Consider the following 11,445-nt stretch of genomic DNA (forward strand, 5'->3'; position numbering starts at 1 on the left):
GGAAGTACGCGGTTCAGGGATGGCGCGGAAGTACGCGGTTCAGGGGGGGCGCGGAAGTACGCGGTTCAGGGACGACGGGAAAGTGCGTGGTTCAGGGATGACGGGGAAATACGAAATTCAGAGATCACGGAGGTATAGCCGATTCAGGGTTACGCAGGAGGCGGTGATTCAGGCCGATGTTAATACACAGAGACAACCTAGGATGTGCCGATTCACATAAGGCGCAGTATGGCGCTGCTCAGTGAACTCGAAACAGGAACTATCCGGTAACGACTTTCTTTGGGAAATAGGTCGAAATAGTTTGGCGGATGCCGTTGCCCCACACAATGGCCTGGTTGTACAGACTGTGTAAATACTTCTGGTCTATATTCAGTTCACGTGACTCACGAATAACGTTCATCCACAGCGCGCTCTCAAAGGCGCGAACCAGTTTGCTGTAATGGTTAAACTCAGCTGACTTACCTAACAACGCATCGTTCACTTCATCGGTTAACGGTAACTGGCGTAATACGTCAGGCATTTCCTGATCTAACAAGGCATCCAGCAGTGAAAACAGCCCAATCAGAAAACCAATGGGGGGATCCGAGTTGAGTCCGCGCTCTTGTGCCAGCAAGTCATAAAACTTCGCGCGCACCAGCGACATGTGTAGTAGCTCCAGGGGCTTGTCGTCACCCAGGTTAGCCAGTGACAGCAGGGCAATGAACTTCTTAATCTCGACTTCGCCCATGTAATTTAGAGCATGACGAAGTGAGGTGATCTTGTAACGTTTATTAACAGTTGGGTTGTTAATGAACTTCAACAATAAAAACGACAAAGCGGCATCGCGTTCTACGATTTGGTTGATGCGATCCAGGTTGAACTGTGAACTCGCGCTCTCGCCCATTAAGTCCACGAGGTTCATTTTTGATGCAGGTAACTGACGCTGCACCTTCTTTTCAGGGGTCGCAAAAAAGTAGCCCTGGAAGAAATCGAACCCTAAATCCCGACACACCACGAAATCGTCATGGTTATCTACGTTCTCTGCCACCAACTGAATATGCGAAGCCAGGAACCGAGGGATGTTTTTCTCGATAATGTTGTAATTGGCTTTGGTAACGTCGACTTTCAGAATATCGATAAGCGGGAAAATAGAATGCTGACCGCTGATCATGCCCGGGTCATCGATTGCGAGTTTAAATCCGAGTTGCTTCACGTGTTTGCAGGCATCAACCAGTGCGGTTTGCTGCATAGGATAATCAGATAACTCAATAACCACAGTTTCCGGGTTTAACGCGGTAGGCAAACCTGAAATCAGCGTTTCGCTTTGGAAATTGATAAAGGAGGTTTTTTCTCCGCAAATATCGTCCAGACCTAACGTATGAAAATGCTCTGCAATATAACGCGCTTTATCGGCATCGTGAGATGGGTAGGCGCCAGACTTGCCGTCACGAAAAAGCAATTCGTAACCGAAGACATCCTTTTCCCGATCTAAAATGGGTTGGCGAGCTATAAAAGCAAACATTAATCAGCATTATCCTTATCGTACATCAGGGTCTGCGCAAAGCGACCTACCGTAAACTTTACCCGATGGTTAAAGTTTGGTCCATCTTTTGTTAAGACTTAATGCATATAAATACGCGGCTCTGGCAGGCTACGATCACTGATTGGCAGTACTTTCGCACATGCTTGTTGCCCATTGCAGCGCTTCTGTGTAATACCGGTGTAAATCAACCTGTTTGAGCTTTAGACGGGTGCCCAGGGTTTTAACGGCAGGCCACTGCCCTTGTTCGAAGGCTTTCACAAGGTAAAGGCAATCTTTAAGGGTGTTGCTGGAACCGCACAGCGCCGCTTTTGCATCGGCTGGCAAAGGCAGTTTCTCCACTAAGGTTCGCATTTCCTGCTGCATGAGCGTGTCAATCAAAGACAAGAGGCCGGTCAGAAACCCGGCGTTACTCTCGTCACGTTGTTTGAGCGCAATCAGGACAGACTCGCAAAACTTGGCGCGAACCAGGCTCATGGTAAGCAGCTCTCCGGGTTTGTCGCCCGACAAATTGGCTAGCGTCAGCAATGCAATAAATTTACGCACTTCCTCCTGACCCATGAAGGTCATCGCGTGTTTGAGTGAGGTTATTTCGTTGCGCTTGTTGACCGTCGGATTATTAATAAAACGAAGCAATAAATAAGACAACGACACGTCGCGTTCGAGTATCTGGTTTATGAGCTCTATATCGAGTTCAGGTTTAGTACTCTCTTTTAGCAACTCCAGCATGCTCAGTTCACTGGAGCTTAAGCGACGGTGTTTGAGTATTTGCGGCTTGGAAAAGAAGTATCCCTGAAAGTAATCAAAGCCTAAACCTCGGTAATACTCAAATTGCTGTGCCGTTTCTATGCGCTCGGCAACCAGCTTAATACCGTTTTCTTTCAGCAGTGGTACTGAGGTGCGGATTTGGTCGTCGGTGACGGTCGTAACGTCAAACTTCACAATACTGATATAAGGCAGTAACGGTAGCCATTTCTCGTCGATATCATAGTCGTCGAGAGCCAGCGCATAACCTTGTTCTGCAAATTGTTTGCAGGTGGCGACTAATTGGTCGCTAACCGTTACCGTTTCGGTAATTTCGATAACGACGTCAGCAGGGGTTAGGCTGGTTGGAAAGCGAAACAGCAGGGTATCGGTATGAAAGTTGATGAACGCAATTGCGCCGCCGGTTACTTCATCGATACCAACGTTAAGGTGGCTTTCGGTTAAAATGCGGGAGGTGGCTTCGTCGGGCGATATATTGGGGAAACAGTTACGTTCGCCGTCTCTGAACAGAAGTTCATAAGCGTAGAGCTGTTTATTGGTGTCGACGATGGGTTGCCTTGCTACATACGCAAACATTCAAACCTCGAAATACAGCAGTTAAGCGCAAACAACTTGTTATTGTTGATCGTTTGTTATTCACTTTTTGTAATATACCTATATCAAGATGAATTGCTATTCAATTCTCGACACATTTGGGAACTTTTTTTCATAAAGACGGTCTTGAATAATATATTTAATGACCCTATATTCAGGGTTTGCGAAGTCGGTGAGTTATCGTCTTGGCGTCGCACATAGTTAACTTTTTTGTTATATTGGTGTGCTAAGGATTTTTTGAGGTGAATATGAGCAATAATTTGCAAACAATGGCGTTGTCCGTTCCTCACAGCGGTAGCATTGAAGGCTACATTCAGGCCGTAAGTTCAATCGACATGCTGTCTGCTGAAGAAGAGCGTGCACTGGCGCTGCGCTTGCGTGAAGACGAAGATATCGACGCGGCACGTAAGCTCGTTATGTCTCACTTACGTTTTGTTGTGCATATTGCCAAGTCATATTCCGGTTATGGCCTTCCTCAGGCTGACCTGATTCAAGAAGGTAACATCGGATTAATGAAGGCAGTTAAGCGGTTCGACCCTTCTGTAGGCGTTCGCTTGGTGTCCTTTGCGGTACACTGGATAAAAGCGGAAATCCACGAGTTCGTACTGAAGAACTGGCGCATTGTGAAAGTGGCTACCACAAAGGCACAGCGCAAATTGTTCTTCAATCTGCGTAAAGCCAAGAAGCGTTTGGGCTGGTTTACTCACGAAGAAGTGAAAACGGTAGCAGACGAGCTGGGTGTTAGCACCAAAGAAGTGCTCCAGATGGAAGCGCGCATGAGTTCGCAGGACCAGGCATTTGATTTGTCAGCCGATGACGATGAAAGCGGCAGTTTTGCACCGGTACAGTACCTGGAAGACAAGTCAGCTGACGTGGAAACCACGGTAATCAGTGACGATTGGGACGCTAACGCAACAAAACGTTTATATTCAGCGATTAAAACGTTGGATGAGCGTAGCCAGCACATCATCGAAACCCGTTGGCTAGCTGACGACAAAACAACGCTACAGGACCTGGCTGACAAGTATCAGGTATCCGCAGAGCGCGTTCGTCAAATTGAAAAGAACGCGATGAAAAAGCTCCAGGCTGCCATGGCCGCCTAAGCTGTTTTCAAACAAGCATTAAAAAACGCCTCATTCGAGGCGTTTTTTGTTTCTGAATCAGTATGCTTACTTTTCTGTTGGGGGGAGTACCCAGTAGATACCGTGAAACTCGGCCACTGGTGTTGTATCGTCGAGTACTTCCACTTCCAACTCCAGCTTGCACTTTTTGCCTTTTTCCAGCAGGGTAAATTTGCCCTTCAATCGTTCCAGGTTACACACGGCACGAGGCTTCATGGTAATGGGCTTATGGTAATGGATATTGCCGTCTCCCAACACAATATCGCCGTTCAGCCCGCGTTCTTTTAACTGTAAAAATATCATTCCCCAGCCAGTCAGGGTGGCCAGAGAAAAAATACTGCCCGCAAACATAGTGCCGTGGATATTGATGTTTTTATTCAGCGAAGCGCGGGTTTCCAGGGTTTTACCGGTATACTGATGCAGTTTAATGCCCATGTGTTCGGTAATCGGGATGGTTTCTGACCATGTGTTTTGCAATTCCTGACACCAATCAGGGTGCAATACCAGTAAAGAGAAATCGTCGAGCTTTTTGACCATTTGCTGACGCTTGAGCAGGCCGAGCTCGTTTGGGGCTTCACGTTCAATTTTAAACCCACAGGCCTTGAAGAATTCGATGGATATCTCGCGACTGTTGGTGACTGCACGAATGGCGCCCAGCTCCCTGGCTACGGCCTCCAGTGCATTAAGAATAAGTTGGCCAAGCCCTCGACGCTGATAATCACTGTGGACGGCGATGTGGCGTATTTGCGCCTCTTCCGCGGTGTTAAGGTGAACACGACCGCAAGCCACGATATCCCCATTGTTGTTGACAACTACGCGGTGCTCACTGACCTGCTCGTACTCGTCTTTTTCCGAACCAGGCGGAAAGTTCCAGGGTTGACGCAGATATTGCCATCGAAAATGATAATACGCGGCTAACTCTTCGTCGCTTTGTGGTGTTACGATTTTAAACACAAGTAAGTTGTCTCGTATTGCTCACAGGGTTACACATTAAATCCTATGCCTTCACTAACAGCAAGCGACATAAGACGAATAGAATAGATTTGGCTATACCTGGAAGTGAAAGGTGACAGGCCCATCGTTAACTAAATGGACCTTCATATCGGCGCCGAACTCGCCAGTTTGTACTGGGATCCCGGTTGCCTTCAGGGCTTCAAAAAATTGGAGGTACAAGGCTTTACCAACCTCCGGTGACGCGCCGCGGGAGAAGCCCGGTCGGTTTCCTTTTTGAGTGTCAGCCACCAGGGTAAATTGCGAAACCACCAGAATAGAACCGCCAGCTTGCTGAATATTCAGATTCATTTTCCCTTGTTCATCACTGAACATACGGTACTGACTGACTTTCTTTACCAGTTTGTCGATTTGCGCCTGGCCGTCTTCTTTTTCGACGCCTAACAGCAACAACATGCCCTGTTCGATGCGGCCAATTGTGGTAGCGTCTACCGTGACACTGGCCTCCGATACGCGCTGAATTAATCCAATCATAACGTGTTTTGTAATAGTGTCCTGAAATGTTGAACTGCGTTTTTTAACGCCTGCTTTATGGCCGGCTCCGAGCTACTGTGCCCGGCACCGTCAATAAGATTTAACTGGCTCAGCGGCCAGCGCTCATGCAATGCGGTTGCATTTTCCGGCTTGCAGATTGTATCACATCGCCCATGGATAATGATGCCCGGCAAATGCGCAAGCGCCCCGGCGCGATTCAGAATGTCGTTTTCAGGAATAAAGCACTGCTGAGCAATGTAATGCCATTCCAGTACAGCCAGCGACATTACCGTGGGGTGAGCGGGTAGCGTTGTTGGGTAACCGGGGCCGGGGTATACCCGTGCGATACTCTCTTCCCAGTTATACCATTTAATTGCGGCGAGCTGAGCCTGCTCCGACGTGAGGTCGGCAAACTGGCTGCGGTAATATTGCACGATATCTTCTACTGACGTCGCGTCAGGGCAGTCCTCAATATAAGTCGGGTATAAATCCGGGTAGACTTGAGCGGCACCGCCCTGTGGGGCTAAGAACCAGTCAACGTCCTGCTGGCGGGCAAGGAAGATACCTCTCAGAATCAAACCACTAATGGTGTCGGGCTCTTCCAGCGCGGCCAGTAAAGCGAGTGTACTGCCCCAACTGCCGCCAAACAGTAACCATTTGTCTATGCCCAGGTGTTCTCTTAACCGCCGAATGTCGGCTAATAAATGTTGGGTGGTATTGTTGGTGAGCGATAAATGCGGCGTCGAACGACCACACCCTCGCTGTTCAAAACCGATAACATGGAAGGCATCCAGAGGGAAAAAGTCAGTGTAATCGGGCGATAATCCAGCGCCTGGACCGCCATGCAGCATGAGCACAGGAATGCCCTGTGGGTTGCCGGAACACTCGTAATACATATGGTGATTGTCGCCAACGTCTAAATGGCCCTGATGATAGCGAACGGTGGTCACTGATATTTTCTCTTACAAATCAAAATTCGAAATCGTTGTAACTTAACCCTAATTGATTTAGTTTACAGTGTAAATTGTAATTGTTTTGAGGTAATTTCATGGCTGGTCAAGGTTCAGGCGGTAACGTTATCGCTGCAATTTGTAGCTTCTTTATTCCAGGTTTGGGGCAGTTAGTACAAGGCCGAATATTGGCTGCATTATTCTTTTTCGTAGCGTATGCAGTGAGCTGGGCGCTGGTGGTTTTACTGATTGGTTATATCCTTGTCCCCATTTTCTTACTGTGGGCAATTATAGATGCAGCGAGATTTAAAGGCGCCTCCTGATGAGATTACAACAAATGAGTAAGCAAGGCGCCCTTGTTCTGCTTCTTCTCGTTTTAACTGGCTGCCAGAGCGCCTACTATGCAGCCTGGGAGAAAGTCGGCGTAGAAAAGCGTGAAATCCTGGTTGACCGCGTAGAGGACGCCAGAGATTCACAGCAAGAAGCCGAAGAGCAATTCACGTCTGCACTGGAAGAGTTCTCTGCGTTACTGCAATTTGATGGCGGTGAACTTGAGGAAGCGTACGAAGCATTAAGCGATAAGTACGAAGCCAGTAAAAAAGCGGCCGATGATGTAACTAATCGCATCGATAAAATTGAAAGCGTTGCAGAAGCGTTGTTTGATGAATGGGAAACCGAACTGGAACAGTATTCAAACGCGAGCCTGAAACGCACCAGTCAACAAAAGCTGTCAGAAACGCGCTTGAAGTACAACAAAATGGTACGGGCAATGCGTCGTGTTGAAAGCAGCATGCAACCTGTGCTGTCTACGCTGCAAGACAACGTTCTGTTCTTAAAGCACAACCTGAATGCCAGTGCTATTGGTGCGCTTCAGGGTGAGTTAGGCACTATCGAAAAAGACGTGAAAAGCCTGCTTAAAGATATGCAAACGGCTATTTCACAGTCGAATGCGTTTATTGCTGACATGGCAGGATAATTCGTTTCATGTTCAACAAAAAGGTCAGCGAATGCTGACCTTTTTTGTATGCGTTGCGCTTTGACGTTTACTTGGTCGGTAAATCCCGGGGTTCTTCCGTGGTGCCTTTTTCTGTTTCCGAGGCATCAGCCAGTGAACAGGTGAATTCTGCGCCAACCAATACCACTATCCATGACAAGTACACCCATAAAAACAGGATAGGCAGCGCAGCCAACGCGCCGTATATAACCTGATATGATGGGAAGCTGGTGACATACAGCGCAAAGCCCTTTTTACTGAACTCGAACAGCATGGTGGCGAGAACAGCGCCGCCGAGTGCGTGTTTAGCGGGAACCCGCCGATTAGGTACCAGCATGTACAAAATAATAAAGGCGGCCAGTGCCGTAAAACTGGGTACCAGCTCTAACATGAATGTGCCAAGTCCCGGCGTATACTCTTCAGCGAACTCTGCCAGACCTGTCAGGTAAGACGTCATTAACACACTGGCTCCCATGAGCAGCGGGCCCAGCGTAATCACCATCCAGTAAATAGCAAAGGTGTAAATGAGCGGACGGTCGCTTTGTGTGCGCCAGATGCGGTTCAGGGTTTTGTCGACATTGGAAATGAGCAGCAGGGCCACCACTAATAGCGAAAGAATACCCACCGCGCCCATTTGCGAGGCATTACCTACAAAGTCACCAATGTACCGATGTACCACGTCACTGGCGGTAGGCACAAAGTTGCTGAAGATAAACTGTTCTAGCTTACTACGGACTTTGTCGAACGCGGGGAAGGCGGACAAAATGGTAAAAAATACCATGATGAAGGGGACCAAAGATAACAGGGTAACGTAGGCTAAGTGTCCTGCCGAGATAGCGATGTTGTCGGTACGGCACCGGGTAACGAAGATGGTGCCAAAGTGCAGTAGTTTTGGTTGCCAGGTTTCCCTTAGCTGTTGCCAATCAGGCTTTTCCACAACAATTCCTTGCCTATGCTAAAAAGCATAGTCTACCGCGTCCTTGCGGTTCATCAAATAATTTGTGATACGGGCGTTTAATTCCCGTTGGCACGCACACCCAGCATGTGGCAAATAGCGTAGCTCAACTCGCTGCGGTTCAGGGTATAGAAGTGGAAGTGCTTCACGCCTTCTTTGGCCAGTACTTTTACCATATCCATGGCAATGTTGGCGCCTAACAGGTTGCGAGTGGTCTGATCGTCATCGTCCAGGCCTTCGAACATTTTGTGCAGGTAACCGGGTACGTGTACGTTCGTGAAGCCTGCAAACTTCACCAGCGTCTGATAATTTGTGACCGGTAATATGCCCGGAACGATATCCAGGTCGATACCTGCCGCAGCAGCACGATCGCGGAATCTCAGGTATACGCTCGCGTCAAAGAAAAACTGTGTAATTGCTTCTGTCGCGCCGGCTTCCGCCTTGCGTTTCAGATTCAACAGGTCGAACTGAGCGTTTGGTGCTTCAGGGTGTTTTTCCGGATAGGCCGCAACAGAGATATCGAAATCTGCCACGTCTTTCAGCAGGGCAACCAGATCAGACGCATACATGTCTGTTTTTTCCACGCCAGGCGGCAAGTCACCACGCAGGGCTACGATGCGGCGAATACCGGAATCCCAATAATCCTTAGCAATCTGCTTCAGTTCGTCTTTGGTGGCGTCAACGCAGGTTAAGTGCGGTGCCGCGGTTACGCCCGTTTGTTGTTGAATGCGCTTTACGATGTCATGAGTACGATCACGCTCGCCACTGTTAGCACCGTAGGTCACCGACATGTAAGACGGGTTTAATGGCGCCAAACGCTCAACAGACTTCCACAGGGTCTTTTCCATCGACTCTGTTTTCGGCGGAAAGAATTCAAATGACACGTCTATGTCACGTAGTTCTGACAGCGATTGGTTTAGGGCATCGACCCCTTGTGCGTATGACACCATGATCTAATATTCTCAACTGGACGTTTAGACGTCTAAACTAAAGAATATATGTCTAGACGTCAAGCGGTTTACACTGCTCAATTGACCTTTTCTGTGGTTTGTTTAGAATTTCTCAACATAATAAATAATCATTAGCTGGAATTAATAATGGCAAAGTGGGACGGAAAGTACATTCACCCGTACGCAGAACACGGTAAAAAAAGTGAACAGGTTAAAAAGGTCACTGTTTCGATTCCCATCAATGTACTGAAAGTGCTGACGGATGAACGGACCCGACGCCAGATTAATAATCTGCGCCATGCAACTAACTCGGAGCTGTTGTGCGAGGCATTCCTGCATGCCTTTACCGGGCAGCCGTTACCGGATGATGAAGATCTACGCAAAGACAACCCTAACCGTATTCCTGGCGAAGCGCGCCGCATAATGCTGGAAATGGGCCTGGATCCCGATGCCGAGGAAGGTGAGGACAGCGAGGAAGAATAACGCGCTTAATTCATTTAGCGCGAACACAAACAAAAAACGCCTCATCTGAGGCGTTTTTAGTATTGAGAGCTGCTAACTCGCTTATTTGTATTCAGGTACCACGTCTAAACGGGCAACGCCTGAATCAATTGCAGCTTGTGCTACGGCTTTCGCTATGCGCGCGCACAAACGCGGGTCCATAGGTTTTGGAATGATGTAATCTTTCCCAAACGACAACGAATCCGATTTGCTGGCCTTCAGTACAACCTCTGGTACGGGTTCTTTGGAGATAGCCCGTAACGCTTCAACAGCAGCCACTTTCATTTCATCGTTAATGGCCGTCGCCCGAACATCCAGTGCTCCGCGGAAAATAAACGGGAAGCACAATACGTTGTTAACCTGATTTGGATAATCAGAACGACCCGTTGCCATGATGATATCTGAGCGAGTGGCTAATGCTACTTCAGGCTTGATCTCAGGATCCGGGTTTGAACAGGCAAATACAATGGGGTTAGGTGCCATCAGTGCCAGGGCTTCTGGCGGAAGCAGATCCGGGCCGGATACACCCACAAAAATGTCTGCGCCTTCCATCACATCCTCAAGGGTGCGCTTGTCGGTATTGTTCGCAAACAGCATCTTGTGTGGTGTTAAGTCGTCACGACGTGTGTGGATCACCCCTTTTCTGTCGAGCATATAAATGCGCTCGCGCTGGGCGCCACACTTAATTAACAGTTCCATACAGGCTACAGCCGCCGCGCCGGCACCCATACACACGATTTTGGCGTCTTCAATGGTCTTGCCTTGCACTTCGAGCGCATTCAGCATCCCAGCCGCGGTAACAATGGCTGTGCCGTGCTGGTCGTCGTGGAATACCGGGATTTTACAGCGCTTGATCAGCTCCTGTTCAATTTCAAAACACTCTGGTGCTTTGATATCTTCCAGGTTGATACCGCCAAACGTGTCGGCAATGTTGGCAACCGTATTGATGAATTCTTCCGTCGTGCGGTGCTTTACTTCAATATCTATCGAGTCCAGTCCGGCGAAGCGTTTAAACAACAGCGCTTTACCTTCCATCACCGGTTTTGATGCAAGTGGACCTAAATTACCCAAACCAAGAATAGCGGTACCGTTACTGATAACGGCAACCATGTTGCCTTTACCGGTATAGGTATAAGCGGCGTTAGGATCTTCTGCGATTTCGCGACAAGGCTCTGCCACGCCTGGGCTGTAGGCCAGGGCGAGGTCATCAACACTGTCGGCGGGTTTGGACAGTTCTACGCGAATTTTGCCCGGCGTAGGGTAGGCATGATAATCGAGGGCACGTTGGCGAAAATCTGACATTCTGTAAATATCCTGTAATGCTAGTTTTAGCACCTTTATGAAGGTGACCGTCAGTCGCTAGTTTATTATTGTTATTGTTGGCAAACTTTAACACAGTGAAATTGCTATGGTATACAAACAATTTCGCTTACACACCGTTAAAATAACGTGTCCGATGAGTTACTGCCAAATACAGAATACTATACTCACTATTTTTTGTGTTTATCTATTTTGTAAATACTATTTATTTGATGTATCGATAGTGGCGGGTGAGCGGTATATTTACGGCGAGCAGATACAAAATAAGCGCCGTAAAGGCGCTTTTTTCTG

General features: G+C 48.2%; 12 protein-coding genes. 4 read left to right on the plus strand and 8 right to left on the minus strand.

All coding sequences use genetic code 11. The features are described from left to right. Nucleotides 1-259: 259 nt before the first annotated feature. A complete protein-coding gene (locus AC4MRN_RS11870) occupies nt 260-1,501 on the minus strand; it encodes an EAL and HDOD domain-containing protein (RefSeq protein ID WP_370242325.1) in 1,242 nt (413 codons plus the stop codon). A 135-nt stretch (nt 1,502-1,636) separates the two neighbouring features. Then, nucleotides 1,637-2,860, minus strand: a complete 1,224-nt coding sequence (locus tag AC4MRN_RS11875) for an EAL and HDOD domain-containing protein (protein WP_491203389.1) — start codon at nt 2,858-2,860, stop codon at nt 1,637-1,639. A 266-nt stretch (nt 2,861-3,126) separates the two neighbouring features. On the opposite strand from AC4MRN_RS11875, the gene rpoH reads away from it, so the two are divergent. After that, complete coding sequence (gene rpoH, locus AC4MRN_RS11880; protein WP_073320807.1) at nt 3,127-3,981, plus strand: RNA polymerase sigma factor RpoH; 855 nt, start codon at nt 3,127-3,129, stop codon at nt 3,979-3,981. A gap of 66 nt (nt 3,982-4,047) precedes the next feature. On the opposite strand, the gene AC4MRN_RS11885 is transcribed toward rpoH, so the two are convergent. The 3 genes from AC4MRN_RS11885 to pip all read right to left on the minus strand — a co-directional run bounded on the left by AC4MRN_RS11885 (nt 4,048) and on the right by pip (nt 6,434). After that, nucleotides 4,048-4,953: a bifunctional GNAT family N-acetyltransferase/hotdog fold thioesterase gene (locus AC4MRN_RS11885; protein WP_491203390.1), complete on the minus strand. Its 906-nt coding sequence runs from the start codon at nt 4,951-4,953 to the stop codon at nt 4,048-4,050. Nucleotides 4,954-5,046: 93 nt separating this feature from the next. Beyond that, nucleotides 5,047-5,484, minus strand: coding sequence for a D-aminoacyl-tRNA deacylase (dtd, locus tag AC4MRN_RS11890; RefSeq protein WP_491203391.1), 438 nt, complete (start codon nt 5,482-5,484; stop codon nt 5,047-5,049). Beyond that, nucleotides 5,481-6,434 (minus strand): prolyl aminopeptidase, encoded by a 954-nt coding sequence (gene pip, locus AC4MRN_RS11895; RefSeq protein ID WP_491203392.1) that lies wholly within the window; start codon nt 6,432-6,434, stop codon nt 5,481-5,483. Before pip ends, dtd begins: the two co-directional genes overlap by 4 nt. Before the next feature lie 98 nt (nt 6,435-6,532). Here pip and AC4MRN_RS11900 point away from each other — a divergent pair, with 98 nt between their 5' ends. Beyond that, nucleotides 6,533-6,757 carry a hypothetical protein gene (locus tag AC4MRN_RS11900; RefSeq protein ID WP_491203393.1) on the plus strand — a complete coding sequence of 75 codons (225 nt, stop codon included), beginning with the start codon at nt 6,533-6,535 and terminating at the stop codon, nt 6,755-6,757. Beyond that, complete coding sequence (locus AC4MRN_RS11905; protein WP_491203394.1) at nt 6,757-7,410, plus strand: DUF2959 domain-containing protein; 654 nt, start codon at nt 6,757-6,759, stop codon at nt 7,408-7,410. The genes AC4MRN_RS11900 and AC4MRN_RS11905 overlap by 1 nt, the downstream gene beginning before the upstream one ends. A 67-nt stretch (nt 7,411-7,477) precedes the next feature. On the opposite strand, the gene AC4MRN_RS11910 is transcribed toward AC4MRN_RS11905, so the two are convergent. After that, complete coding sequence (locus AC4MRN_RS11910; RefSeq protein ID WP_073320787.1) at nt 7,478-8,365, minus strand: virulence factor BrkB family protein; 888 nt, start codon at nt 8,363-8,365, stop codon at nt 7,478-7,480. A gap of 77 nt (nt 8,366-8,442) precedes the next feature. Beyond that, the gene (metF, locus tag AC4MRN_RS11915; protein ID WP_488800220.1) at nt 8,443-9,333 is read right to left on the minus strand and encodes a methylenetetrahydrofolate reductase; all 891 of its coding nucleotides are present in this window, start codon (nt 9,331-9,333) and stop codon (nt 8,443-8,445) included. Between the two features lie 147 nt (nt 9,334-9,480). On the opposite strand from metF, the gene metJ reads away from it, so the two are divergent. After that, the gene (gene metJ, locus AC4MRN_RS11920) at nt 9,481-9,816 is read left to right on the plus strand and encodes a met regulon transcriptional regulator MetJ (RefSeq protein ID WP_073320780.1); all 336 of its coding nucleotides are present in this window, start codon (nt 9,481-9,483) and stop codon (nt 9,814-9,816) included. Nucleotides 9,817-9,897: 81 nt separating this feature from the next. Here metJ and AC4MRN_RS11925 read toward each other — a convergent pair whose 3' ends face one another. Continuing rightward, a complete protein-coding gene (locus AC4MRN_RS11925) occupies nt 9,898-11,136 on the minus strand; it encodes a malic enzyme-like NAD(P)-binding protein (RefSeq protein ID WP_073320777.1) in 1,239 nt (412 codons plus the stop codon). Nucleotides 11,137-11,445 lie beyond the last annotated feature (309 nt).

The organism is Marisediminitalea sp., assembly GCF_984433645.1.